This window comes from Streptomyces sp. NPDC003032 (assembly GCF_053591415.1).
Window position 1 is genome coordinate 203,445 of record NZ_JBSFTT010000012.1, and the last position, 24,094, is coordinate 227,538.

Annotated in this window: 22 protein-coding genes; 16 read left to right on the forward strand and 6 right to left on the reverse strand. The window is 71.1% G+C overall.

From position 1 onward, the window contains the following. The first annotated feature begins 15 nt into the window (after positions 1–15). Entirely contained in the window at positions 16–687 is a 672-nt protein-coding gene (locus ACWDZ7_RS19430; RefSeq protein WP_451798384.1) for a response regulator transcription factor, read from the forward strand. Positions 688–735: 48 nt separating this feature from the next. Here ACWDZ7_RS19430 and ACWDZ7_RS19435 read toward each other — a convergent pair whose 3' ends face one another. Further along, positions 736–1,842, reverse strand: coding sequence for a DUF5937 family protein (locus ACWDZ7_RS19435; RefSeq protein ID WP_451798386.1), 1,107 nt, complete (start codon positions 1,840–1,842; stop codon positions 736–738). Positions 1,843–2,059: 217 nt separating this feature from the next. Between ACWDZ7_RS19435 and ACWDZ7_RS19440 the strand changes: the two genes are divergently transcribed. Continuing rightward, the gene (locus ACWDZ7_RS19440; RefSeq protein WP_451798388.1) at positions 2,060–2,305 is read left to right on the forward strand and encodes a hypothetical protein; all 246 of its coding nucleotides are present in this window, start codon (positions 2,060–2,062) and stop codon (positions 2,303–2,305) included. On the opposite strand, the gene ACWDZ7_RS19445 is transcribed toward ACWDZ7_RS19440, so the two are convergent. Continuing rightward, positions 2,262–3,407 carry a threonine aldolase family protein gene (locus ACWDZ7_RS19445; protein ID WP_451798389.1) on the reverse strand — a complete coding sequence of 382 codons (1,146 nt, stop codon included), beginning with the start codon at positions 3,405–3,407 and terminating at the stop codon, positions 2,262–2,264. The genes ACWDZ7_RS19440 and ACWDZ7_RS19445 overlap by 44 nt on opposite strands. Positions 3,408–3,553: 146 nt before the next feature. On the opposite strand from ACWDZ7_RS19445, the gene ACWDZ7_RS19450 reads away from it, so the two are divergent. From ACWDZ7_RS19450 to ACWDZ7_RS19495, 10 genes are all read left to right on the forward strand, one after another. Beyond that, on the forward strand, positions 3,554–4,501 hold the full coding sequence (locus tag ACWDZ7_RS19450) for a Rossmann-like and DUF2520 domain-containing protein (protein WP_451798391.1): 948 nt from the start codon (positions 3,554–3,556) through the stop codon (positions 4,499–4,501). Further along, positions 4,498–5,505, forward strand: a complete 1,008-nt coding sequence (gene panC / locus ACWDZ7_RS19455; protein ID WP_451798392.1) for a pantoate--beta-alanine ligase — start codon at positions 4,498–4,500, stop codon at positions 5,503–5,505. The genes ACWDZ7_RS19450 and panC overlap by 4 nt, the downstream gene beginning before the upstream one ends. Next, positions 5,502–7,217 carry an L-aspartate oxidase gene (locus ACWDZ7_RS19460; RefSeq protein ID WP_451798394.1) on the forward strand — a complete coding sequence of 572 codons (1,716 nt, stop codon included), beginning with the start codon at positions 5,502–5,504 and terminating at the stop codon, positions 7,215–7,217. Before panC ends, ACWDZ7_RS19460 begins: the two co-directional genes overlap by 4 nt. Before the next feature lie 2 nt (positions 7,218–7,219). After that, on the forward strand, positions 7,220–8,218 hold the full coding sequence (gene nadC, locus ACWDZ7_RS19465; protein ID WP_451798395.1) for a carboxylating nicotinate-nucleotide diphosphorylase: 999 nt from the start codon (positions 7,220–7,222) through the stop codon (positions 8,216–8,218). Then, entirely contained in the window at positions 8,218–9,024 is an 807-nt protein-coding gene (locus tag ACWDZ7_RS19470) for a type III pantothenate kinase (protein WP_451798397.1), read from the forward strand. The genes nadC and ACWDZ7_RS19470 overlap by 1 nt, the downstream gene beginning before the upstream one ends. Positions 9,025–9,303: 279 nt before the next feature. Beyond that, positions 9,304–9,924, forward strand: a complete 621-nt coding sequence (locus ACWDZ7_RS19475; RefSeq protein ID WP_451798452.1) for a hypothetical protein — start codon at positions 9,304–9,306, stop codon at positions 9,922–9,924. A gap of 14 nt (positions 9,925–9,938) precedes the next feature. Then, the gene (locus ACWDZ7_RS19480; protein WP_451798398.1) at positions 9,939–10,118 is read left to right on the forward strand and encodes a hypothetical protein; all 180 of its coding nucleotides are present in this window, start codon (positions 9,939–9,941) and stop codon (positions 10,116–10,118) included. Positions 10,119–10,295: 177 nt separating this feature from the next. Next, a complete protein-coding gene (locus ACWDZ7_RS19485) occupies positions 10,296–10,682 on the forward strand; it encodes a BlaI/MecI/CopY family transcriptional regulator (RefSeq protein ID WP_451515393.1) in 387 nt (128 codons plus the stop codon). Between the two features lie 9 nt (positions 10,683–10,691). After that, complete coding sequence (locus ACWDZ7_RS19490) at positions 10,692–11,234, forward strand: amino-acid N-acetyltransferase (RefSeq protein ID WP_451798399.1); 543 nt, start codon at positions 10,692–10,694, stop codon at positions 11,232–11,234. 227 nt (positions 11,235–11,461) lie between these two features. Further along, positions 11,462–11,800 carry a histone-like nucleoid-structuring protein Lsr2 gene (locus ACWDZ7_RS19495; protein ID WP_451515256.1) on the forward strand — a complete coding sequence of 113 codons (339 nt, stop codon included), beginning with the start codon at positions 11,462–11,464 and terminating at the stop codon, positions 11,798–11,800. On the opposite strand, the gene ACWDZ7_RS19500 is transcribed toward ACWDZ7_RS19495, so the two are convergent. Further along, the gene (locus tag ACWDZ7_RS19500; RefSeq protein ID WP_451798401.1) at positions 11,779–12,369 is read right to left on the reverse strand and encodes an SCO3374 family protein; all 591 of its coding nucleotides are present in this window, start codon (positions 12,367–12,369) and stop codon (positions 11,779–11,781) included. The two genes, ACWDZ7_RS19495 and ACWDZ7_RS19500, sit on opposite strands and share 22 nt — an antisense overlap. 439 nt (positions 12,370–12,808) lie before the next feature. Between ACWDZ7_RS19500 and ACWDZ7_RS19505 the strand changes: the two genes are divergently transcribed. Next, complete coding sequence (locus tag ACWDZ7_RS19505) at positions 12,809–15,337, forward strand: ATP-dependent Clp protease ATP-binding subunit (protein ID WP_451515254.1); 2,529 nt, start codon at positions 12,809–12,811, stop codon at positions 15,335–15,337. Between the two features lie 97 nt (positions 15,338–15,434). Here the strand turns inward: ACWDZ7_RS19505 and ACWDZ7_RS19510 are convergent, their stop codons facing one another. Continuing rightward, positions 15,435–18,491, reverse strand: a complete 3,057-nt coding sequence (locus ACWDZ7_RS19510) for an NACHT domain-containing protein (RefSeq protein WP_451798402.1) — start codon at positions 18,489–18,491, stop codon at positions 15,435–15,437. Between the two features lie 479 nt (positions 18,492–18,970). Between ACWDZ7_RS19510 and ACWDZ7_RS19515 the strand changes: the two genes are divergently transcribed. Beyond that, positions 18,971–19,660 (forward strand): M23 family metallopeptidase, encoded by a 690-nt coding sequence (locus ACWDZ7_RS19515; RefSeq protein ID WP_451798403.1) that lies wholly within the window; start codon positions 18,971–18,973, stop codon positions 19,658–19,660. 21 nt (positions 19,661–19,681) lie between these two features. Here the strand turns inward: ACWDZ7_RS19515 and ACWDZ7_RS19520 are convergent, their stop codons facing one another. After that, positions 19,682–20,269, reverse strand: a complete 588-nt coding sequence (locus tag ACWDZ7_RS19520; protein WP_451798405.1) for a TetR/AcrR family transcriptional regulator — start codon at positions 20,267–20,269, stop codon at positions 19,682–19,684. A gap of 152 nt (positions 20,270–20,421) precedes the next feature. On the opposite strand from ACWDZ7_RS19520, the gene ACWDZ7_RS19525 reads away from it, so the two are divergent. Both ACWDZ7_RS19525 and ACWDZ7_RS19530 read left to right on the forward strand, forming a co-directional pair. Next, entirely contained in the window at positions 20,422–22,131 is a 1,710-nt protein-coding gene (locus tag ACWDZ7_RS19525) for an MDR family MFS transporter (protein WP_451798406.1), read from the forward strand. A gap of 64 nt (positions 22,132–22,195) precedes the next feature. Continuing rightward, positions 22,196–22,642: a VOC family protein gene (locus ACWDZ7_RS19530; RefSeq protein WP_451798408.1), complete on the forward strand. Its 447-nt coding sequence runs from the start codon at positions 22,196–22,198 to the stop codon at positions 22,640–22,642. Between the two features lie 21 nt (positions 22,643–22,663). Here the strand turns inward: ACWDZ7_RS19530 and cseC are convergent, their stop codons facing one another. Then, positions 22,664–24,094, reverse strand: a complete 1,431-nt coding sequence (gene cseC, locus ACWDZ7_RS19535) for a two-component system sensor histidine kinase CseC (RefSeq protein ID WP_451798409.1) — start codon at positions 24,092–24,094, stop codon at positions 22,664–22,666.

A 24,094-nucleotide genomic window follows, 5' to 3' on the forward strand; every position in this document is an offset into this window, starting at 1 on the left:
GAAGGGACTCCCTTGATGTCGATCCGCGTGATGCTCGTCGACGACCAGGTGCTGCTGCGCACCGGGTTCCGGATGGTGCTCGCCGCGCAGCCGGACATGGAGGTAGTCGCGGAGGCGGGCGACGGCGTGGAGGCCCTGGAGGTGCTGCGCGCCACCAAGGTCGACGTGGTGCTGATGGACGTACGCATGCCGAAACTGGACGGCGTCGAGACGACCCGGCGCATCTGCCAGGACGCGAACCCGCCGAAGGTGCTGATCCTGACCACCTTCGACCTCGACGAGTACGCCTTCTCGGGGCTGAAGGCGGGCGCCTCCGGCTTCATGCTCAAGGACGTGCCCCCGGGGGAGCTGCTCGCCGCGATCCGCGCCGTGCACAGCGGCGACGCGGTGGTCGCGCCGTCCACCACGCGGCGCCTGCTGGACCGCTTCGCGCCGATGCTGCCGAACGCGGGCGGACAGCCGCAGCACAAGGAGCTGGAGCGCCTCACCAGCCGCGAGCGCGAGGTCATGGTGCTCGTCGCGCAGGGCCTGTCGAACGGCGAGATCGCGGCGCGGCTCGTGCTCTCGGAGGCCACCGTGAAGACGCATGTGGGCCGCATCCTGACCAAGCTGAACCTGCGGGACCGGGTGCAGGTCGTGGTCCTCGCGTACGAGACGGGGCTCGTGCGGGCCGGGGGCGGTTCCTAGCCAGGCCGTGCCCGCGGAGTCCCGGCGCACGCCGTCGTGTCCGGCCGGCTAGCGCAGCACCCCCTCGATGAAGTCGCTGCCCAGCCGTGACACCACGCTGATGTCCAGCTGGTGCTGCACATAGCGCCCGCGGCGGCGCGTGGTGATCAGGTCGGCCTTCTTCAGGACGCTCAGGTGCCGGGATATCTCCGGTGCCGTCATGCCGTGCGCGTCGGCCAGCTCGCTGGTGGTGTACGACCCGCGCGCGAGGTGGCGGCACAGGCGCATCCGCACCGGGTGGGCGAGCGCGGACATGCGGCGGGTCAGCTGCTCCACGGTGGGCGGCGCGGTGAGGCCGGGCGCGCTGATCGGGTACGTGATGGAGGCCTGCCAGCCCTTGCGGTGCAGCACCATGACGTGCGGCCAGCCGAGGCTGGTGGGGACGAGCACCAGGCCTCCCGAGCCGGTGGCCGTACGCCCCTCGGTGATCTTGTCGACGGTGATGAGGCTGCCGCTCTCGTCCAGGGACACCGCTCCGGAGGTCGCCTTCAGGGCCTCCGCGAGGCCCTTGCGGCGCAGCAGCTCGGTCTTGTGCCGGGCGTCGGCGGCGAGCTGATGGCTCAGCCGGGCCCAGGTGTCGGCGAAGAACGCCTCGTCGCAGTCCTCCAGGAGCTTGCGCAGCCACGCGCGCACGACCGGCGGGTCGTCCAGGAGCCGCTTGGTGAACAGCACCTGCTGTGGGCCGCGGGCGGCGGCCAGGTCCAGCGCGCGCCGCTGCACGGCGGGGTCGGCCAGGAGATTGCGGTCCGGCTCCGCGTAAGTCGACTGGCAGGTGAACTCCAGGGCGGCGTCCACGAACTGCTCGTCGGTCAGCTTGTCCAGCTGGTCGAGCTCCTCGGCGAGCGTGGCCGCCGGGAGCGTGCTCAGCCCGGCGATGCCGGCGAACGGCGCGAACACGTCCGAGAACGTCGACCGCCACAGGAAGTCGGCCTCGCACATACGGTCCGCCAGGCACGGGTCCAGGCGCGTGGAGACGGCCGTCACCCAGCCCTGGAGTCCCGGATGGTGGCCCGGCTCCGACAGCGCGTGCAGCGCCATGCCTAGCTCGGCCAGGGGCGAGGGAACCACATGGATCCGCTCGCGGGGCAGCCCGCTGATGTCGATGCTCACGCTCATGGCCCCATGGTGCACCGCCCCACCGACAGCGCCGCCGTCGATTGACGAGCGCCGTCAATCGACGCGACGTGGACGGGTCGGCGGGAGCAGTCTGTGGTCATCGCCGGAGCCGCCGAAGCCTCCGGGAATCCTCCCTTTCGACATCCGCGCCGCACGCCGGGTACCCACGACCGTGTGATGCCCGTTAAGTACCATTTATCCCGAGAGGCGATACGTCATGAGCGTCACCCAGCAGTACCTGCTCGACACCTACCGCGCCGCCCAGCACGGCGAGCCGAGGCCGCCCGCGCCCGGCCACCACGACTGGCAGGCCGCCCGCGAGGTCCGCGACTACGGCCGCTTCCGGGCCGTCATGGAGGAACGCCCCGCCCGCGGCAGGCTCCGCGCCGCCCTGGCCCGCCTCGCGCGTGGCGGCCGCCTCAGCGGGGGATCCGTCGCACGAACTCCGCGACCGCTTCCTTGACGTCGTCGGCCGTCCACTCCAGGCCCTCCTCGGTCACGGTGACCTCCGTGACCGAGAGGCCGGGCGGCCCGTCCGCGAACCACCGGCCGAACAGGAAGGTCTTCGCCTCCTCGGCCTGCCCGAGAGCGGCCTCCTCCAGCACATCGGACGCGTACGGCAGCCAGACCTGGAACTGATGGGTGTGCGGCCGCTCCGGATGCACGCGCGACCACGGCACCCCGGCGGCCGTGAACCCCTCGCGCAGCGCCTCGGCCACCACGCGCGCGTGGCCGACGTAATCCGGCAGCCGCGGCAGGACGCGCTTGAGGCCCAGCAGGGCGGAGACAGCGGTCGGGAACTGCTGGAACAGCTGCCCCCCGTACCGGTGGCGCCACACCCGCGCCTCTTCGACGAGCGTGCGCGGCCCGGCCAGCGCGGCGCCGCTCAGCCCTTCGAGGGACTTGTAGAACGACACGTACACGGTGTCCGCGAGGCCCGCGATCTCCGCGAGGGGACGGCCGAAGTGCGGCGTGCACTCCCACAGCCGGGCCCCATCGACGTGTACGACCGCGTCCCGTTCGCGCGCCGCCTCCACGACCGCCTCGAGCTCCTCCCACGTCGGCAGGACGAAACCGGCGTCCCGGAGCGGCAGTTCGAGCATCAGCGTCCCGAAGGGCTCGGGAAAGTCCCGCACCTCGTCGGCCGTGGGCAGCCGCGTCTCGTCCGTCGGGTGCACCGTGCGCAGCCCGCTGACCGTGGGGAAAGCGCCTCCTTCGTGGAGTTCGGGGTGCGCCTTGGGATGCAGCGCCACGGTCGCGTTCCCGGTGCGGCCCGCCCAGCAGCGCAGGGCGATCTGCTGGGCCATCGTGCCGGTCGGGAAGAAGACGGCCGCTTCCTTGCCCAGCAGACGCGCGACCTCCTCCTCCAGCGTGGCGACGACGCCGTCTCCATAGACGTCCGTGGCGTCGCCCTCGTCGACGACCTCGGGAGCGGCCGCCGCGAGCGCCGAGAAGCGTGCGGTGAGCGGGATGTGGAGGGGCGAGCGGTGCAGGGTGCGGGCGGCGCCATGGGCCGCCGCCGAGCGCCGGGCGCGGATGTCCTGTTCCGTGTCGTTCGCAGTCATCCTCCGAGGATGACCCGCCCGCCGCCGCCGGTCATATGAATAACCACAGCCTGTGGACAGCGGAAGACGCGGCACCGGGCAATCGCGTTAGCATGACGAGAAATCGTCCGGTACCCCGAGCGGACTGGAACGGAAGGCGTCATCGCGTGAACGCATCGCATCAGCCGGACCCGCGGGAGCGCCCCGCGAGGCTCACGGTGGGAGTCGTGGGAGCGGGCCGCGTCGGCCCCGCGCTCGCCGCGTCGCTGCAGCTCGCCGGGCACCGCCCGGTGGCCGCCTCCGGAGTGTCCGACGCCTCCGTGCGCCGGGCCGCCGCCATGCTGCCCGACGTGCCCCTCGTCCCTCCCGCCGAGGTTCTCGAACGCGCCGACCTGGTGCTCCTGACCGTGCCCGACGACGCCCTGCCGGGCCTCGTCGAAGGCCTCGCGGAGACGGGCGCGGTGCGTCCGGGCCAGCTCCTCGTGCACACCTCCGGGCGGTACGGCACCCGTGTCCTGGAACCCGCGCTGCGGGCCGGCGCCCTGCCGCTCGCGCTGCACCCGGCCATGACGTTCACCGGCACCCCTGTCGACGTACAGCGCCTGGCCGGCTGCTCCTTCGGCGTGACCGCCCCCGAGGAGCTGCGGCTCGCCGCGGAGGCGCTGGTCATCGAGATGGGCGGCGAACCCGAGTGGATCGCCGAGGAGAACCGCCCGCTGTACCACGCGGCGCTCGCCCTCGGCGCGAACCACCTCGTCACGCTGGTGGCCGAATCCATGGAGCTGCTGCGCGGCGCGGGCGTGGAGGCCCCCGACCGGATGCTCGGCCCGCTGCTCGGCGCCGCCCTCGACAACGCGCTCCGGTCGGGCGACGCCGCCCTCACCGGCCCCGTCGCGCGCGGCGACGCGGGCACGGTCGCCGCGCACGTCGCGGAGTTGCGCAAGCACGCCCCGCAGACCGTCGCCGGCTACCTCGCGATGGCCCGCGCCACCGCCGACCGCGCCCTCGCCCACGGGCTGCTCAAGCCGGAGCTCGCCGAAGACCTCCTCGGTGTCCTGGCCAACGGCACGGGCGGGACCAACGGCGCGAGCGGAACCGAAGGGGGAAACCGATGACCACCACCCTCCTGCACACCGCCGAAGCCCTGCGCACACGCGCGCGTGAAGGCCGCCGAGCCGTCGTCATGACCATGGGCGCCCTGCACGACGGGCACGCCTCGCTGATCCGTGCCGCCCGCCGCGTCGCGGGCCCCGAAGGCGAGGTGGTCGTCACGGTCTTCGTGAACCCCCTGCAGTTCGGGGCGGGCGAGGACCTGGACCGATACCCCCGCACACTCGACGCCGACATGAAGATCGCCGAGCAGGCCGGCGCGGACACCGTGTTCGCACCCGGCGTGGACGAGGTCTATCCCGGCGGCGAGCCCCAGGTCCGGGTGAGCGCCGGCCCCATGGGCACCGTCCTCGAGGGGGCCACGCGCCCCGGGCACTTCGACGGCATGCTCACCGTCGTCGCCAAGCTGCTGCACCTCACCCGGCCCGACGTGGCGCTGTTCGGGCAGAAGGACGCCCAGCAGCTCGCCCTGATCCGCCGCATGACACGCGACCTGAACTTCGACGTGGAGATCGTCGGCGTCCCCACCGTGCGCGAGGACGACGGCCTGGCCCTCTCCAGCCGCAACCGCTACCTCTCGCCCGAAGAGCGGCGCACCGCCCTCTGCCTCTCCCAGGCCCTCTTCGCGGGCCGCGACCGGCATGCCGCGCAGGAGGCGCTGCGCGCGCGTGCCGCCAGCGCACCCGCCACGCTCGCGCGTGCCGACGCCCTCAACGCGATCGGCGAGTCCCGCGCGGCGGCCGACGTCCACGCCGTGGCCCAGTCCGCGGCGCCCTCGGCACCCGGCGGCCCCGCCGCCGCCGTCGTCGCGGCGGCCCGGCAGGTCCTCGACGAGGCCGCGCGCCTGCGTCCCCCGCTGGAGCTGGACTACGTGACGCTGGTGGACCCGGCCGACTTCACCGAGGTGCGCCCCGGCCACACCGGAGACGCCGTCCTCGCCGTGGCCGCCAAGGTCGGCTCGACACGGCTGATCGACAACATCCCGCTGACTTTCGGAGCCGCCGTATGAGTGCCACCGGAATACGGCTGCACGCCCCCGCCCCCGGCTGGTCGCTGGACGCCGACATCGTGGTCGTCGGCTCCGGAGTGGCAGGCCTGACCACGGCACTGCGCTGCTCGTCCGCCGGCCTGAAGACGGTCGTGGTGACCAAGGCCCGCCTGGACGACGGCTCCACACGCTGGGCTCAGGGCGGCATCGCCGCGGCGCTCGGCGAGGGCGACACCCCCGAACAGCACCAGGACGACACGCTCGTGGCGGGCGCCGGCCTGTGCGACGAGGGGGCCGTGCGCACCCTCGTCACCGAGGGCCCCGACGCCGTGCGCCGCCTCATCGAGACCGGCGCCCACTTCGACACCGGGCCCGAAGGCGCCATCGAGCTGGCCCGCGAGGGCGGCCACCACCGCCGCCGCATCGCGCACGCGGGCGGCGACGCGACCGGCGCGGAGATCTCCCGCGCCCTCGTCGAGGCGGTCCGCGCGCGCGGCATACCGACCGTCGAGAACGCCCTGGTCCTCGACCTCCTGACGGACGCCGACGGCCGCACCGCCGGTGTCTCCCTGCACGTCATGGGGGAGGGCCAGCACGACGGCGTGGGCGCCGTCCACGCACCCGCGGTGGTCCTCGCCACCGGCGGCATGGGCCAGGTCTTCTCGGCGACCACCAACCCGTCCGTGTCCACGGGCGACGGCGTCGCGCTCGCCCTGCGCGCGGGCGCCGAGGTCTCCGACCTCGAATTCGTGCAGTTCCACCCCACCGTGCTCTTCCTCGGCGCGGACGCCGAGGGCCAGCAGCCGCTGGTCTCCGAGGCGGTGCGCGGCGAGGGCGCGCACCTCGTGGACGCCGACGGCGTGCGCTTCATGGCCGGACAGCACGAACTGGCCGAGCTCGCGCCCCGCGACATCGTCGCCAAGGGCATCACGCGCCGCATGCAGGAGCGCGGCACCGAGCACATGTACCTCGACGCCAGGCACTTCGGCGCCGACATGTGGGAGCACCGCTTCCCGACGATCCTCGCCGCCTGCCGCGCCCACGGCATCGACCCGGTCACCGAGCCCATCCCCGTCGCGCCGGCCGCGCACTACGCCTCCGGGGGCGTCCGCACGGACCTGCACGGCCGCACCACCGTCCCGGGCCTGTACGCCTGCGGCGAGGTCGCCTGCACCGGCGTGCACGGCGCCAACCGCCTCGCCTCCAACTCGCTCCTCGAAGGCCTCGTCTACGCCGAGCGCATCGCCGCCGACATCGTGGCACGGCACGCGGAGAACGCCCTCCACGCGCGCGTGCCGCAGCCCGCCGCGCAGCCGGAGACACCGACCCACCCCCTGCTGCCCCCCGAGGCCCGCTACGCCATCCAGCGCATCATGACCGAGGGCGCCGGAGTGCTCCGCTCCGCCGAGTCCCTCACGGAAGCGGCGGCCCGCCTGGCCCGCATCCACGCCGAGGCGGCGGGCGCGCTCGCCGAGGACGGCAAGACTGCCGAGCCCGGCGTCGACACCTGGGAGACCACTAACCTCCTGTGCGTCGCCCGCGTCCTGGTGGCCGCCGCACAGCGCCGCGAGGAGACCCGCGGCTGCCACTGGCGCGAGGACCACGCGGACCGCGACGACGCGGCCTGGCGGCGCCACATCGTCGTACGCCTGAATCCGGACAGGACCCTGGCGGCACACACGACACAGACCCCAGACTTCCCACCGACCCGTCCCAGCCCCCAGGAGCAGTGACCGTGAGCACCCCCGACGACCTCCCCCTCGCCGCCCCCGCAGCCGCAGGCGGTGGCTGCGGTGACGCCTGCGGCTGCGGTGGGGACGACGCGTTCGACCCCCTGGAGTGCGGTCTCGACCCCGCGCTCGCGCGCCTCCTGACCGAGGCGGGCCTCGACCCCCTCCAGATCGAGGACATCGCCCACATGGCCATCGAGGAGGACCTGGCGGGCGGCGTGGACGTCACCACGGTCGCCACCATCCCCGAGGACGCCGTCGCCACCGCCGACTTCACCGCCCGCGAGGCGGGCACGGTCGCGGGGCTTCGCGTGGCCGAAGCCGTCGTCTCCGTGGTGTGCGAGGAGGAGTTCGAGGTCGAGCGGCACGTCGAGGACGGCGACCGCGTCGAGGCGGGCGACACGCTGCTGAGCGTCACCACCCGCACCCGCGACCTGCTCACCGCCGAGCGCAGCGCCCTGAACATCCTGTGCCGCCTCTCCGGCATCGCGACCGCCACGCGCGCGTGGGCGGACGTTCTCGACGGTACGAAGGCCAAGGTCCGCGACACCCGCAAGACGACGCCCGGGTACCGCGCCCTGGAGAAGTACGCGGTGCGCATGGGCGGCGGCGTGAACCACCGCATGTCGCTCTCCGACGCGGCCCTGGTCAAGGACAACCACGTGGTCGCCGCGGGAGGCGTGGCGCAGGCGTTCAAGGCCGTACGCGAGCAGTTCCCGGACGTACCGATCGAGGTCGAGGTCGACACGCTCCACCAGCTGCGCGAGGTCGTGGACGCGGGCGCCGACCTGATCCTCCTGGACAACTTCACGCCCGGCGAGACCGAGGAGGCCGTCACCCTCGTGGCCGGCCGCGCGTTCCTGGAATCCTCGGGCCGCCTCACCCTGGAGAACGCCCGCGCGTACGCCGTGACAGGCGTCGACTACCTCGCGGTCGGCGCCCTGACCCACTCCTCCCCGATCCTGGACATCGGCCTCGACCTGCGGGAAGCGGTGCGGGACTGATGCTGCTGACGATCGACGTAGGAAACACCCACACGGTCCTCGGCCTCTTCGACGGCGAGGACATCGTCGAGCACTGGCGCATCTCCACGGACGCCCGCCGCACGGCGGACGAGCTGGCCGTGCTGCTCAACGGACTGATGGGAATGCATCCCCTCCTCGGCGAGGAGCTGGGCGACGGCATCGACGGCATCGCCATCTGCTCGACGGTCCCCTCGGTCCTGCACGAGCTGCGCGAGGTCACGCGCCGCTACTACGGAGACGTCCCCGCCGTCCTGGTCGAGCCCGGCATCAAGACCGGCGTCCCGATCCTCATGGACAACCCCAAGGAGGTCGGCGCCGACCGCATCATCAACGCGGTCGCGGCGGTCGAGCTCTACGGAGGGCCCGCGATCGTCGTCGACTTCGGCACCGCCACGACCTTCGACGCGGTCTCCGCGCGCGGGGAGTACGCGGGTGGCGTCATCGCCCCTGGCATCGAGATCTCCGTGGAGGCCCTCGGCGTACGGGGCGCCCAGCTGCGCAAGATCGAGCTGGCACGCCCGCGGAGTGTCATCGGCAAGAACACCGTCGAGGCGATGCAGGCGGGCATCCTGTACGGCTTCGCGGGGCAGGTCGACGGCGTCGTGAACCGGATGGCGCGTGAGCTGGTGGGCGCGGGCGGGGACCCCGACGACGTGACGGTGATCGCGACGGGTGGGCTCGCGCCGATGGTCCTCGGCGAGGCGTCGGTCATCGACGAGCATGAGCCGTGGCTCACGCTGATCGGGCTCCGCCTGGTGTACGAGCGGAACATCTCCCGGGCCTGAGGTGACTGGCCCTGGGTGCAGGGGGAGTGTGGGGGCGAGTGGTTCCTACGTTGCCGCCTCCATCGCGGCGAGACGGGCGGGTGGGTGAGAGACATCCGCCGCGAAGCGGCGGGCCAGGCCACCGGCCAAGCCGAAACGCCCCGCGGCCGCCGGCGCACCCGAGGGAAGACAAGGCGCCCCCGCCAGAAGACGCGCCCGCACACACTGGCGTTAAGCCGATTTTGTCCGTTTGGCGCGTATCGTCAGCCCATGCCCACGCCATACGGATCCCGCGGCGGCATGGCCTTCAGTGCGGAGGAGCTGCGTGTGCTCCGCCGCGCTCTGGCGCTTGCCCTGCACCCCAGCCCCGCCCGTGACGAGGACGTCCAGGACTGTCTCCGCCTCGCCGAATCGGTGGACGAGGCCGCACGGGAAGGCGCCAGGCTCCGCGCCTTCCTGATGGCCGACCTCGCCCGCTACCGGGCCGCCCTGCCCGGCACCGCCTCCGGTTACCTCGCCCTCCTCGACGACGTACTCGGCACCGGGTACCAGCCAGGCCCGGACGACCTCGCCGCCCTGCGCGCCCTGCGCGGCAACCCTGTCGCGGCAGGACTGCTCGACCGCTGCCGCGTCCTCGCCGAGCGCGACGTACGAGCCCGTCTCGCCGGCCGCGCCATCCCGGCACCGGCCCGCCGCCCGGCCCACCCGGTCCCCCCGCCCCGCCCGGTCCGCCCCAACGTTCCCGCCTCACGCACCCGCCTGCTCGCCCTGCCGGGCGGGCTCGGCGCCGCCGAACAGGAACCGCCGCGCCCGGTCCCCACCCCGGCCGAGGTCTTCCCTCCCAAACGCCGCCCCACGCCCCCCACGCCCCCCACACCGCCGACACCCGCGGGCCCGCCGCATCAGCTCGTCGCGGGCTAGCTACTCTGGGGGGCATGGACTACGTTTCCGCGCTCGTGCCCCCCGTAGTGATGGCCGTGTTCTTCGGCGGTCTCATCGTGACGATCGTGAAGACCCAGGGCGGTGCCAACAAGGCCAAGGAGGACGCGGCCGTGGATGCCGCGATCAGCCGCGCCGAAGCGGTCCGCCAGAGCCCCGAGACCGGCGGCGCCTGAGCCCCGACGCAGGTCAGCGGCTGTATTCATCGGCTGTACCTGCCCGCGAAGCACCCGCGCGCAGCAGGGCGTACGACTCACGGACCCGTCGAGTCGTACGCCCTTTTTGCTGTGCAACGTCCGTAATGTCGCGTAATTAGTGACGTCTCCCACTATTGTTCAGCTGTGCCTCGTCCATTGGGAGAACTCGAAGACTCCGTCATGACACGGGTGTGGAAGTGGAACCGCCCCGTGACCGTTCGAGAAGTCCTGGAAGACCTTCAGCAGGAACGGTCCATCGCGTACACGACCGTGATGACCGTTTTGGACAATCTCCATCAGAAGGGCTGGGTGCGTCGCGAAGCGGAAGGGCGCGCCTATCGATATGAGGCGGTCTCCACTCGTGCCGCCTACGCTGCCGCACTGATGAACGAAGCCTGGTCGCGGAGCGACAACCCCGCCGCCGCTCTCGTCGCCTTCTTCGGCATGATGTCGGCGGAACAGCGCGAAGCCCTGAGCGACGCCATGCGTATCGTCCAAGGCCCGGAGAACCCCGGCTCCGCGGAGCGCGGCGCAGAGCGATAGCGTCCGCTCATGGCAGCAGAGGTCCCCGAACTCAGCGAACTCAGCGCAAAAGCGGTCTCCGTCCGCAGGGCGCGAACCTCCGATGTACCGGCCGTGCGCCGGCTCCTCGACTCGTACGTCCGCGAGCGCATCCTCCTGGACAAAGCGACGGTGACGCTTTACGAGGACATCCAGGAGTTCTGGGTGGCGGAACGGGACGACAACGCCGAGTTGGTGGGCTGCGGGGCCCTGCACGTGATGTGGGAAGACCTCGCGGAAGTCCGCACCCTCGCGGTGAATCCGGAGGTCAAGGGGGCCGGCGTGGGGCATCAGCTGCTCGGGAAGTTGCTGCAGACCGCCGGGTGGCTCGGTGTGCGCAAGGTTTTCTGTCTCACCTTCGAAGTCCACTTCTTCGCGAAGCACGGCTTCGTGGAGATCGGCGAGACTCCGGTCGACGGAGATGTCTACAGCGAGCTGCTGCGTTCCTATGACGAGGGCGTCGCGGAGTTCCTCGGCCTCGAACGAGTGAAACCGAACACCTTGGGCAACAGCCGGATGCTTCTGCATCTGTGATCGCCTCTGTGGTATTCCGGGCCGCCCACCCGCCCCGGTGGCCTATGTCCGAAACGCGCACGTTTCCAGGCTTCTCGGGGCCCCGGGTCTCTCCCAGGGGTTTGTGTTTTTCCCGCAAAAGCGGTTTGCTTTCCGACGTACTGCAGTACTGCATATAACAGGGGCCGGTGAATCGGCGGCGTACGCCGTGCGGGCCGGCCTCCAAGTTATCGATGAAAGGAAATCCAGTGGCACAGAAGGTTCAGGTCCTTCTTGTCGATGACCTCGACGGTGGCGAGGCGGACGAGACCGTGACGTTTGCGTTGGACGGCAAGTCCTACGAGATCGACCTCACCACGGCCAACGCGGACAAGCTCCGTGGCGCCCTGGAGGACTTCGTCAAGGCCGGTCGGCGTACCGGCGGCCGTGGTTCGAGCGGCCGCGGCAAGGCGCGCTCGGCGGCGGCGAGCGGTGGTCAGGACACCGCCGCGATCCGCGCCTGGGCGAAGGAGAACGGCTTCGAGGTCAACGACCGCGGCCGTGTCCCCGCGTCGATCCGTGAGGCCTACGAGAAGGCCAACGGCTGACGGCTGCGACGGCGCAGCCGGACCCGGTGGCAGTGAGTCGCCGCCGTGTCCACCAGCCGTACGAGATCGGAGCCCACGGCGGGGTCGCTGTGGTGCGCGGTCCCGCCTCCCCCCACGGAGGGCAGGGACACCAGCGCCGGCAGCGTCGGCTCCACCTCGCACCCGGGCTCCGGGGGGCGCAGCCAGACGGCGGCCACCCGGGAGCCGGACCACCCCGGAGGCGTGGGGGCGTCGATCCGCCCGCCCACCCCGACGGCGGTGAGACCGAGGGGGATGTCCCCCCACTCCAGCCAGTCGAGCAACCCCGGCAGCTCATCCGCGCTACCCGCGCTCACCAGCAGCCGCATCGTTTCCCCGCGCAGCGCCACCGGCGCCTTCGGTCCCAGGTGGCGCAGTGCCGCGAAGCCCGCCTCCGCGGGTAGTTCGAGGACGTCGAAGCGCAGCCCCGTCACCAGGCGCACCGGACCGGGCTCGGGTGCGGTCGCCCAGCCGAGCTCGTTCTCGTACCACTGCCGCACCGGGTCGCTCTGCTCGACCGGCGTGCGGGGCTGAGGAACTGTGGGAGCCATGTCCCAGCAACAGCTGGAAGGCCGCCGGAGTTACGCAGAGTCGCGGCACGTGTGCGTACGGTGTGCGGCGAGGGGGCGTAGGGAAGCGTTCGGCGGCGCAAGGGTGTTCGCCCGTAGCGGAGGGAACCGGCGTGCGCCGCATGGAGTGTCAGTCCTTACGGGTAAGACATCCCTAGTGGGGAGGGGCGACACGCGGTTTCCGGCGTCTCACGTTCGCCATCGGCGTACTGATGGTGGGGGTAACTGCCTGGCCTGCGGGAACATCGTCTCGCACCATCGGGTTGGAGCAATTGTCGGCGTTCTCGGTCTGGAGATCCCCAGAGATGGGGCCGGGTGTCGGCAGTTGGAATGAGCGGTCCCCGCTTGCGGGACTAAGCTGCGGAAGGACAGGGAGGGGACCGACCCCTTACTGCCTGACCGCTCTGAGGAGCGATTAACGATGTTCGAGAGGTTCACCGACCGCGCGCGGCGGGTTGTCGTCCTGGCTCAGGAAGAAGCCCGGATGCTCAACCACAACTACATCGGCACCGAGCACATCCTCCTGGGCTTGATCCATGAGGGCGAGGGTGTCGCCGCTAAGGCCCTGGAGAGCCTCGGGATTTCGCTCGAGGCGGTCCGCCAGCAGGTGGAGGAGATCATCGGGCAGGGCCAGCAGGCTCCGTCCGGGCACATCCCCTTCACCCCCCGTGCCAAGAAGGTCCTGGAGCTGTCGCTCCGCGAGGCCCTTCAGCTGGGCCACAACTACATCGGCACGGAGCACATCCTGCTCGGCCTGATCCGCGAGGGCGAGGGCGTCGCCGCCCAGGTCCTGGTCAAGCTGGGCGCCGATCTCAACCGGGTGCGGCAGCAGGTCATCCAGCTGCTCTCCGGTTACCAGGGCAAGGAGACCGCCACCGCCGGCGGTCCTGCCGAGGGCACGCCCTCCACGTCCCTGGTGCTCGACCAGTTCGGCCGGAATCTGACGCAGGCGGCTCGCGAGTCCAAGCTCGACCCGGTCATCGGGCGCGAGAAGGAGATCGAGCGGGTCATGCAGGTGCTGTCCCGCCGCACGAAGAACAACCCGGTCCTGATCGGTGAGCCCGGTGTCGGCAAGACCGCCGTCGTCGAGGGCCTCGCGCAGGCCATCGTCAAGGGCGAGGTGCCCGAGACCCTCAAGGACAAGCACCTCTACACCCTCGACCTCGGTGCGCTGGTCGCCGGTTCCCGCTACCGCGGTGACTTCGAGGAGCGCCTGAAGAAGGTGCTCAAGGAGATCCGCACCCGCGGCGACATCATCCTGTTCATCGACGAGCTGCACACGCTGGTCGGTGCGGGTGCCGCCGAGGGCGCCATCGACGCCGCGAGCATCCTCAAGCCGATGCTGGCCCGCGGTGAGCTGCAGACCATCGGTGCCACGACGCTCGACGAGTACCGCAAGCACCTGGAGAAGGACGCGGCCCTCGAGCGCCGCTTCCAGCCCATCCAGGTCGCGGAGCCGTCGCTGCCGCACACCATCGAGATCCTCAAGGGCCTGCGCGACCGGTACGAGGCGCACCACCGTGTCTCGATCACCGACGAGGCGCTGGTCCAGGCCGCCACCCTGGCCGACCGGTACATCTCGGACCGCTTCCTGCCGGACAAGGCGATCGACCTGATCGACGAGGCCGGTTCCCGGATGCGCATCCGCCGGATGACCGCGCCGCCGGACCTCCGCGAGTTCGACGAGAAGATCGCCGGTGTCCGCCGGGACAAGGAGTCCGCGATCGACTCGCAGGACTTCGAGAAGGCCGCCTCCCTGCGCGACAAGGAGAAGCAGCTCCTGGCCGCCAAGGCCAAGCGGGAGAAGGAGTGGAAGGCCGGCGACATGGACGTCGTCGCCGAGGTCGACGGCGAGCTGATCGCCGAGGTCCTCGCGACCGCCACCGGCATCCCGGTCTTCAAGCTGACCGAGGAGGAGTCGAGCCGCCTGCTGCGCATGGAGGACGAGCTCCACAAGCGCGTGATCGGCCAGAAGGACGCCGTCAAGGCGCTCTCGAAGGCGATCCGGCGTACGCGTGCGGGTCTGAAGGACCCGAAGCGTCCCGGTGGTTCGTTCATCTTCGCCGGTCCGTCCGGTGTCGGTAAGACCGAGCTGTCCAAGGCGCTCGCCGAATTCCTCTTCGGTGACGAGGACGCGCTGATCTCCCTCGACATGTCGGAGTTCAGCGAGAAGCACACGGTCTCGCGTCTCTTCGGTTCGCCCCCCGGTTACGTGGGTTACGAAGAGGGCGGTCAGCTGACCGAGAAGGTCCGCCGCAAGCCGTTCTCCGTCGTCCTTTTCGACGAGGTCGAGAAGGCCCACCCGGACATCTTCAACTCGCTCCTGCAGATCCTGGAGGACGGTCGTCTGACCGACTCCCAGGGCCGTGTCGTGGACTTCAAGAACACGGTCATCATCATGACGACCAACCTTGGAACCCGTGACATCTCGAAGGGCTTCAACCTCGGCTTCGCGGCCCAGGGCGACACGAAGTCCAACTACGAGCGGATGAAGAACAAGGTCAGCGACGAGCTGAAGCAGCACTTCCGCCCGGAGTTCCTGAACCGCGTGGACGACGTGGTCGTCTTCCCGCAGCTCAGCCGGGGTGACATCCTCCAGATCGTCGACCTGATGATCACCAAGGTGGACGAGCGTCTCAAGGACCGGGACATGGGCCTCGAGCTTTCCCAGTCCGCGAAGGAACTGCTCGCGAAGAAGGGTTACGACCCGGTGCTCGGCGCGCGTCCGCTGCGGCGCACGATCCAGCGCGAGGTCGAGGACACCCTCTCCGAGAAGATCCTCTTCGGCGAGCTGCGTCCCGGCCACATCGTGGTCGTCGACACGGAGGGCGAGGGCGAGACCGCCACGTTCACCTTCCGCGGCGAGGAGAAGGCGGCGCTGCCCGACGTGCCGCCGATCGAGTCGGCCGCCGGTGGCGGCGCGGGCCCGAACCTGAGCAAGGAGGCGTAGCCTCCGGGCACGTCTGCCTCAGGGCACGCTTGAAGGGGCTGCCCCGGACCGTTCCGTACGGTTCCGGGGCAGCCCCTTTTCCGTATGCCGGGGGCGCTCAGAGTGTGGGCGGGCCGTAGGTCCGGACGTCGATGTGCGCGGGCAGGGAGGAGACGTCCGGCAGCCGCCTTGCCCCGGTCGTTCCCGTGCCGGTGGGGGCCTCCACGTAGAGGCGCTGGAGCCCCGGCATGAGGGTGGCCAGACGGGCCATCGCGGCGTCACCGTGGCCGTCGAGGGAGAGGTGGAAGTCCGTGAGGCCGGGCAGGCGCAGCTCCCCGGGCGTGTGCCGGAGGCTGTGGGAGCCGCACTGCAGCCGGGTGAGCCGGGGCAGGCGCGCGAGCGTCTCCCAGTCCTCGGCCGTGTCCGGGCCATCGCCCCGGAAGGCCACGTGCTCCAGCAGTGGCCAGCTGGGCAGCAGTTCCAGGTCCCGTACAGAGGAGCGGGATCCCGCGAGAACGAGGAAACGCAGTGGGGCCTCGGTGGGGATCAGCGTCAGGCTCCAGGGCTCGCCGACCTCGGAGACGCTGTAGAGACTCAGCCCGTCCAGGCTGTGCAGCGCGGCCAGTCCCTCGGCTGTGAGGTGGGCCGGGGAGTAGGACAACAGCAGAAAGGTGGGCTCGCAGGCGGCCAGGAAGCGGGAAGCGACACCGGGGGAGACACCGACCCTGATGTCGAGCCGCTTCGGGTACAGCCCCAGCCGCTCCAGCTCCACGATCTGTTCGTCGTTGCGGAGGGTGAAGTTGACACCGGTCTCGTCGAGGTGGGCGATGACCTGTTCCGCGTACGCGCGGCAGTCGTAGCGGTGCCAGCCCCACAGCAACTGGCTGCGGACCATGAGGCCGGGGTGCCGCGCGAAGCGGGCCTGGAACGGGATCGCCGCCTCGGACCGTACGTGGGTCGCGGTGATCGTCACCAAGCGGGCCTCTTCGTCGCTCAGGCCGTCCGGGCCCGGCAAGAGGTCGAGCACCATGGGGCCGACCTTCGCGAGCGCGCGGGCGTCCTCGGTGTCGCGCGGCGGGATGAGCCCGGCCGTCCGGCGCCGCACCTCCTCCCGTACCTCGGGGGTCAGTTCCGCCGCGTGTTCCAGGCAGGCCGCGGCGAGGAGGTGGATCCGCTTCCGGGAGCGTTCGTCAGGGTGGCCGTCTCCGTAGGCCAGCAACTCGCGCAGCAGCTCGGCGCGTTCGCGGGGGCGGGCCTGGGCCACCGCCATGCGGATGACGTCCTCCCACTGGTCGTCCGCCGCGTGCCGGGCGAGGACGCCGAAGTCGCCCTCGTCGACCGCCGCGCGAGCGCCGAGGAAGTCCTGGAAGGTGCGGTGGACGAAGTCGACGGTGTCCGGGCCCGGCTCGCGCAGGAGGCCGCTGCGGTGCAGGAAATGGGTGTAGACGGCCGTCGCGTCGCCGAGCGCGGCCAGCTCGGGCACGGCCGGCAGCGCGTCCGCGATGATCGACTCCGCGCGTGAACGGTCAAGGACCGTGCGGCCGTTGCGGATCAGCCAGTACGCGAGGCGTTGCAGCAGCTGGAGCTGCGGTTCCTCGCGCAGTTCCGGTACGGACATATGGCGTTCGCGGTCCCTGCGGACCAGGAGCATGGCGAGGGCGGCGATGTAGAGGTCCTTGCGGCCCAGCGGCAGGAAGCCCCGGCGGTCCCGGTGCAGGGCGCAGATCAGGCCGCACATCAGCGGGTTGGTGGCCAGGCGGCCCAGGTCCGGTTTCGACCTCACCGCCGCCAGGAGCTGACTCTCGTACGAGGTGAGGGCGGCGTCCTCGTCGGCCGCGCCCGTGGCCGCCGCCGCGTGCCAGCGCTCGATGAACGCGGTCACCTCCTTCTCGCCCATCGAGGAGAGCGTCAGCTCCGCGAAGCCCTCCCCGGCCAGCCAGTCGGCGCGTACCGCCGAGGGGCGCGAGGTCACCAGCCAGCGGTTGCCGGGGTAGGTGTCGATGAGGTCCATGAGCCACGCGCGCGTGACGGCGCGTTCGGCGTCCGGGATCTCGTCGATGCCGTCGACCAGGATCAGGGCGCGGCCCGCCGACAGGACGCGCGCCTCCCAGCCGGCGGGCTGTGTGCCGGTGAGCGGGCAGCCGACGGCGGCGAGGAAGCCGGCGGGGGCGGGCAGCCGCTCGCCGTGGCGGGTGAGGGCGCGCAGGGGCAGGACGTAGGGGACGCGGTCGTGGAGGTACGCCATGGGGCCGTCGCCGGGCTCCTGGCGGGAGGCGCTGACCGCGAGCCACTGCACGAGCGTCGTCTTGCCGGAGCCGGCCTCGCCGCGCAGCAGGACGCGGTCGTGGGCGGCGAGGATCTGGTCGGCGGGGAGCGGGGGCGCGTGCTCGATCAGGTCGTCCGCCTCCATCTCTTCCGCGTGGTACTCCGCGCCCGCCGGACAGCGGGCCGTCATCACGCGCTCTGGGGCCGCAGCCTCCAGCGACATGTACGCGGCGTCCAGCGGCCACTTGCCCGGGGAGCCGGTCAGGTCGATCCCGAAGATCGTCAGCTTCCCGTGCTTCTTCGCCACGTACGCGAGGTAGCGCTCCTCGAAGGCCGCGTCCTGTGCCCCGGGGAGCGGACTGCGGGCGATCAGCTCGTCGACCTTGGCGATCAGCTCGTCCTGGGCACGGCTCTGCGCGACCAGCGTCGCCGCCACGAAGGTGGAGCGCTGGGTGAAGAAGTGCAGGATGTGCAGGCAGGCCCATTCGGTGACCGCGTCGAGGTAGAGAGAGGCGTCGGCGGAGAGCCAGGCGGTGGCGGCCGCTGCTCTGTGGAGGAGCAAGCGGGCCAGTTTCCGGTGGCCGAGGCGGACCGCCTGCACGTCGTCCATGTCGAGGTCGCCGAGGGCGAGGAGCACGCAGGACAGGGCTTCGGTGACCGCGCCGCCCTCGTCCGGCGGGAAGGGGCGCTCACCGGGCGAGGCCAGGGAGCGCGCCACCAGCCGCTCGGCGAGGCGGCGTACGTCGGCCTCGGTCAGGACCCGCTTCTCGCCCCGGAAGGAGACGAGCCCGGACACCCGCACGGGCCGCTCCACCAGGCCGGCCCCCGGCCCCTCCCGTACGAACAGTTTCTTGATCAGCGGGGCTATGACGCTCGATGCGAGGCGGGTGCCCATGACCGCGGGATCCATGGGCGTGAGCGTAGTGGGCGTCACATCGGCGGTGGGGTGGATCTTCGGGTCCGGTGACATGGCGCACAGGGGTTTTGCCCGGTACTAGGCGGAATAGTGGACGGGGGTGGAGGGCGGTCCGGGACCTTCGGCCCGCAACCTCCGGGACCTTTGCCGCGTCGGGCGGTCCGGAGCGGGGGCCCGGCGGGAACCGGGGGCGCCGGGCGGTCCAACGTGCGGTTAAACCCTCGGGGCGGGAAGAGTCCCACCGAAATGGTGCAGGGCAATTGTCCGGATTTGGTGGTGTCAAGGGGGTGAAATCATGACGCCCCGCTACGGCTTTCGGTAGTAGATGGGGGGTTTGGCAGGGATCGGAGCGCGGGTTACCAAGGGATGACCGACCCGGCGAAGCGTGCACTGCGGGACTTCTCCCGCTCACGGCCCGCCGGGTCTCCTCACGCCCCCCTCGGTTTCAGTCGTCAAACTGCGAAGGACGTCCCATGTCGAAGCGCACCAAGTCCCACCATCCCCGCCCGTCCATGTTCCGTATGCGTGTGGCCGTCGTCGCCGCGGGCCTCGGGGCGTCGGCGGTTCTCGGGGCCGGGGTCTCGGTCGCCGCGGACAGCGCCAAGAGCGGCGGTGCCCTGCCCGGCATCGCCGTGAACTCCGTTCAGGCCCAGGCCGCCGCCCAGGCCAAGGCCGCCGAGAAGGCGCAGCAGGACGCCGCCAAGAAGGCCGCCGGCATCAAGAAGGCCGCTGCCGCGAAGGCCGCATCCTGGGTCCACCCGGTCGAGCGCTACACGCTCTCCGCGACCTTCGGTCTCGGCGGCAGCATGTGGTCCCACAAGCACTCCGGCCAGGACTTCGCCGTCCCGGTCGGCACCCCGGTCGCCGCCGTGCACGGCGGTACGGTCGTCAAGGCCGGCCCCAACGGCGCCGGTGACGGGCCCGCCTACGGCAACGCCGTGGTGATCAAGCACAGCGACGGCACGTACTCGCAGTACGCGCACCTCTCGCAGGTCGACGTCCGCGTGGGGCAGGCCGTCACCACCGGTCAGCGCGTCGCCCTCTCCGGCAACACCGGCAACTCCAGCGGTCCGCACCTGCACTTCGAGATCCGTACGACCCCGAACTACGGCTCGGCCGTCGACCCCGTCGCCTTCCTGCGCACGGTGGGCGTCACGGTCTGACCCAGGCGAGGGGCGCCGGGCTCAGTCGCCCGAGTGTGCCTGCGTGACCAGATCGATGGCGACTTCGAGGATGGCCTTCCGCTTCTCCTCGGGGTCGCCTTCGACGTCCTTCAGCACGAACATCCCGCCGTGCATCGTGAACAGCGCGCTGAAGCACCGCACCTGGTCGGTCATCGGCGCGTCCGGGTCCTTCAGGATCTCGTAGAGCCGGAACATGCGGTCCTTGAAGCTCTCGCCCGTCTTCAGGTCGCGCATCGTGGCCTGGTTCTCCTGCATGAAGCGGAAGAGCGGCGCCGCGTCGATCAGGATCTCGCTGTAGCGGCGCAGGACCTCCTGCCTGACGTCCAGGGGCAGCGGCTGCGGCTGCTCGTGACCCCATGCGATCAGATCGTCGATGGGCCTGGTGAGGTCGTCGAAGATGCTGTCCAGGATGTCTTCCTTGGTCTTGAAGTGGTAGTACAGCGCCGCCTTCGTGACCTCCAGGCTCTCCGCGATCTCGCGCAGTGACGTCTTCTCGTACCCCTGCTCGGCGAAGAGTTCGAGGGCTACGTCCTGGATGCGCTGGCGGGTGTTTCCGCGGCGCTGCTGCTTGCCTGTGCCCGTGCCCATCGGGGACTCCTCGACTCCGCTAACTTACTTGACGCCCGGCTAGTTGGGGGTCTACCTTCCTTCAGTGTAGTCAACTAGCCGGTCGGCAAGTAAGGCGTCGGCGAGTCGGGGGCGCGCACACGGGCGCCCTGGGAGCGCGGGGAGTGGGGACCATGGCTGACAAGACCACGGCGGGAGCCGGACCGGAGCAGGGCGGAAGCGGGCCAAAGGCCGAGGGCGAGACCAAGGCCGAGGCCCAGGCCCAGGCCAAGGGCCAGGCCAAGGCCGAGCCGCGGCAGCGCAGCGTGCGCGTCGTGCTGATGGCCCTGATGATCACGATGCTGCTCGCGATGCTCGACAACATGATCGTGGGCCCCGCGATGCCGACGATCGTCGGGGACCTCGGCGGCATGGAGCACCTGTCGTGGGTCGTGACCGGCTACACCCTGGCCACCGCCGCCTCGACCCCCATCTGGGGCAAGCTCGGCGACATGTACGGGCGTAAAGGCACGTTCCTCACCGCCATAGTGATCTTCCTCGCCGGCTCCGTGCTGAGCGGCATGGCGCAGGACATGGGGCAGCTCATCGGCTTCCGCGCGATCCAGGGGCTCGGCGCGGGTGGCCTGATGGTCGGCGTCATGGCGATCATCGGCGACCTGGTGCCGCCGCGGGACCGCGGCAAGTACATGGGCATGATGACCGGCGTCATGGCGGTCGCGATGATCGGCGGCCCGCTGGTCGGCGGCACCATCACCGACCACCTCGGCTGGCGCTGGGCGTTCTACATCAACCTGCCGCTGGGCGCCGTGGCGCTCGCCATGGTGACCGCCGTCCTGCACCTGCCCAAGAAGAAGGCCGAGGGACGGATCGACTACCTCGGCGCGGCCCTGCTCACCGTGGGCATCAGCGCGCTCGTGCTCGTCACCACCTGGGGCGGCACGGAGTACGCCTGGAGCTCGGCCGTGATCATGGAGCTGGTCGCGATCGGCGTCGTCTCGCTCATCGGCTTCCTCCTCGTACAGAAGAAGGCCACCGAGCCGATCATGCCGCTGCACATCTTCCGCAGCCGCAACTTCTCGCTGATGTCCGTCATCGGCTTCATCACCGGCTTCGTGATGTTCGGCGCGATGCTCTTCCTGCCGCTCTACCAGCAGGCGGTACAGGGCGCGTCGGCGACCAACTCCGGGCTGCTGCTGCTCCCGATGCTGCTCTCCATGATGGCCGTCTCGATGTTCGCGGGCCGGTACACCACGGCCACCGGCAAGTACAAGGCATTCCCGATCGTCGGCACCGTACTGATGGTCGTCGGCTTCATGCTGCTGGCGCAGATGGACACCGGGACCTCGCGGCTCACCTCGGCGCTCTACATGGCGGTGCTCGGCGCCGGCATGGGCTTCCTGATGCAGATCACCATGCTGGTCGCGCAGAACAGCGTCGAGATGAAGGACATGGGCGTCGCCTCGTCCTCGGCCACGCTCTTCCGTACGCTCGGCTCCTCCTTCGGCGTCGCGATCATGGGCGCCCTCTTCAACCACCGAGTCCAGGACGTGATGGCCGAGCGCGCCGGCGAACTGGGCGGCAAGGTCACCGAGAAGTCGGCGCAGCTCGACGCGGACAGCCTGGCGAAGCTGCCGGAGCAGGTGAGCGACGCGTACAAGTTCGCGGTCGCCTCCGGCACCCACTCGGCGTTCCTGCTCGGCGCTGCCGTCGGCGTCGTCGCGCTGCTCGCCTCGCTCTTCGTGAAGGAGGTCCCGCTGCGCGGCTCGGGCCCCGCCGACAAGGAGCCCGCGGCCGGGGAGCCGGTCGCCGACGACCCGGTCGGTGAGGACCCGGGCGCCAAGGAGTCGGCCGCCAAGGAGTCGGTCGCGGGCGCCACGGCCTGATCGTGCCTACGGTGTTCAGGTGGGGTGGAACACCGCCCGGCGCACCCTCCCGCTTGGAGCAGCCATGATCAAGGGACTCGCCATCGCCACAGTCTGGGTCCTGGACCAGGACCGGGCCAAGGCGTTCTACACCGAGAAGCTCGGCCTCGAAGTACGTACGGACATGACGATGGGCGACGGCGGCATGCGCTGGCTCACGGTCGGCGCCAAGGACCAGCCGGACGTGGAGCTGACGCTGATGGTGCCGGGCGCGCCCGCGTTGGACCCCGAGTCGGCCGAGGCCATGAAGAAGCTGGTCGCCAAGGGCGTGATCGGCGCGGGCGTCCTGGCCACCGACGACGTCCACGGTGACTACGAGAAGCTGAAGGCGCGCGGCGTCGAGTTCCTCCAGGAGCCGCAGGAGCGCCCGTACGGCATCGAGGCGCTCTTCCGCGACGACTCCGGGAACTGGTTCTCGTTCACACAGCACCGCGAGGGCGGCCTGGACCTCGGCAAGGACTGGTCCTGCTAGCGAGAAAAGAAAAAGCGCGGGTCAAAGGTTGTCCGGCAGCTGAAGGACGGGAAAGCTCCCCGTGTTCGTGGGCGCGTGCTCCGGCAGCCACAGCACGGCGACCGCGCCCTCGGAGGGCTCGCCGGGCGCCGCCCCCGCCGGGCGCACGTTGCGGAAGGTGAGCCGCGCGCCGAGCACCCGCGCCTGGCCCGCGGCGATCGTCAGGCCGAGGCCGTGACCGTGGCCCGCCCGGTCGGTGCTGCCCGTGCGGAAGCGGCTCGGCCCCTCGTCGAGGAGCGCCTCGGGGAAGCCGGGCCCGTGGTCGCGCACCCGGACCACGCGGCCCTCGACGCTGACCTCGATGGGCGGCTTGCCGTGCTTGGCGGCGTTGGCGACGAGGTTGCCGAGGATGCGCTCCAGACGGCGCGGGTCGGTGGTGACCTCCGACTCGTGCACCACCGTCACCGTCACGTCCGCGGTCAGGAGCGCCATCCGCCGGGTCACGAACTCGCCGAGCGTGATGTCCTGCAGCTCGGCCCGCTCGGCCGCGGAGTCGAGCCGGGCCACTTCGAGGACGTCCTCGACGAGCGTGCGCATCGCCTGCGCGCGGTCCTTGACCAGCTCGCTCGGCCGGCCGGGCGGCAGCAGTTCGGCCGCCGTGAGCAGCCCGGTCACCGGAGTGCGCAGCTCGTGCGCGATGTCCGCGGTGACCCGCCGCTCGGCCTCCAGACGCTGCTTGAGCGCGTCGGCCATGGCGTCGACGGCACTCGCCAGGTCGTCGGTCTCGTCCTTCACGACACCGCCGATGGCATCGCGGACACTGACGTCCGTCTGCCCCTGGGCGACCTCGCTCGCCGCCGTCGCCGCCTTGCGCAGACGCCGCGACAGCTGCCCGCCGATCAGCACGCCGAGGGCGCAGCCGCCGAAGACGACCACGATCGAGCCGATGACCAGCGCCTGGTCGAGGTCCTTCATGACGGTGGCGCTGCGGTCGGTGAAGCGCGAGTGCAGCGACAGGACGTGCCCGTCGGCGAGCGGCACGGCCGCCCAGATGTCCGGTACGCCATCGGGCTTGTCCTCGACGAAGGTGGCGCGGCGGCCCGCGAGGACCTTCTGCCGCAGCTCCTCGGGGAGCTCCGGGTCGTCGACCTTCGTACCGAACTGCAGGGTCTGCCGCTGGGAGGAGGAGTACAGCCGCAGGGCGAACTGGATGCGCTCGTCCTGCACATCGCGCGAGTTGTCGAGCATCGAGACCCGCGCGGCGTTGTGTACGACGAGACTCAGCGCCACCGCGACCAGCGCGCCGACCAGCGCGATCGCCGCACTGATCTTCCAGCGCACGCCCGTGCGCAGACCGGACCGCAGCACCTCACGGACACGCTCGGCCGCCCTGTGGCCCCCGTTCATACCCGTCCCCCGCGTCCGCGGCCCCGCCCCGCCCTGCCTGAGCCGCCGCCGTACACCGTTCGTCAC

Excerpts from the sequence above, each read along its gene's own strand:
- ACWDZ7_RS19445 (WP_451798389.1), bottom strand. The coding sequence starts at position 3,407 with ATGACTGCGAACGACACGGAACAGGACATCCGCGCCCGGCGCTCGGCG.
- ACWDZ7_RS19440 (WP_451798388.1), top strand. The coding sequence starts at position 2,060 with ATGAGCGTCACCCAGCAGTACCTGCTCGACACCTACCGCGCCGCCCAG.
- ACWDZ7_RS19480 (WP_451798398.1), top strand. The coding sequence starts at position 9,939 with ATGGACTACGTTTCCGCGCTCGTGCCCCCCGTAGTGATGGCCGTGTTC.
- ACWDZ7_RS19510 (WP_451798402.1), bottom strand. The coding sequence starts at position 18,491 with ATGGATCCCGCGGTCATGGGCACCCGCCTCGCATCGAGCGTCATAGCC.
- ACWDZ7_RS19430 (WP_451798384.1), top strand. The coding sequence starts at position 16 with ATGTCGATCCGCGTGATGCTCGTCGACGACCAGGTGCTGCTGCGCACC.
- ACWDZ7_RS19470 (WP_451798397.1), top strand. The coding sequence starts at position 8,218 with ATGCTGCTGACGATCGACGTAGGAAACACCCACACGGTCCTCGGCCTC.
- panC (WP_451798392.1), top strand. The coding sequence starts at position 4,498 with ATGACCACCACCCTCCTGCACACCGCCGAAGCCCTGCGCACACGCGCG.
- ACWDZ7_RS19475 (WP_451798452.1), top strand. The coding sequence starts at position 9,304 with ATGGCCTTCAGTGCGGAGGAGCTGCGTGTGCTCCGCCGCGCTCTGGCG.
- ACWDZ7_RS19515 (WP_451798403.1), top strand. The coding sequence starts at position 18,971 with ATGTCGAAGCGCACCAAGTCCCACCATCCCCGCCCGTCCATGTTCCGT.
- ACWDZ7_RS19525 (WP_451798406.1), top strand. The coding sequence starts at position 20,422 with ATGGCTGACAAGACCACGGCGGGAGCCGGACCGGAGCAGGGCGGAAGC.
- ACWDZ7_RS19435 (WP_451798386.1), bottom strand. The coding sequence starts at position 1,842 with ATGAGCGTGAGCATCGACATCAGCGGGCTGCCCCGCGAGCGGATCCAT.
- ACWDZ7_RS19505 (WP_451515254.1), top strand. The coding sequence starts at position 12,809 with ATGTTCGAGAGGTTCACCGACCGCGCGCGGCGGGTTGTCGTCCTGGCT.
- ACWDZ7_RS19530 (WP_451798408.1), top strand. The coding sequence starts at position 22,196 with ATGATCAAGGGACTCGCCATCGCCACAGTCTGGGTCCTGGACCAGGAC.
- ACWDZ7_RS19520 (WP_451798405.1), bottom strand. The coding sequence starts at position 20,269 with ATGGGCACGGGCACAGGCAAGCAGCAGCGCCGCGGAAACACCCGCCAG.
- ACWDZ7_RS19500 (WP_451798401.1), bottom strand. The coding sequence starts at position 12,369 with ATGGCTCCCACAGTTCCTCAGCCCCGCACGCCGGTCGAGCAGAGCGAC.
- ACWDZ7_RS19490 (WP_451798399.1), top strand. The coding sequence starts at position 10,692 with ATGGCAGCAGAGGTCCCCGAACTCAGCGAACTCAGCGCAAAAGCGGTC.
- ACWDZ7_RS19460 (WP_451798394.1), top strand. The coding sequence starts at position 5,502 with ATGAGTGCCACCGGAATACGGCTGCACGCCCCCGCCCCCGGCTGGTCG.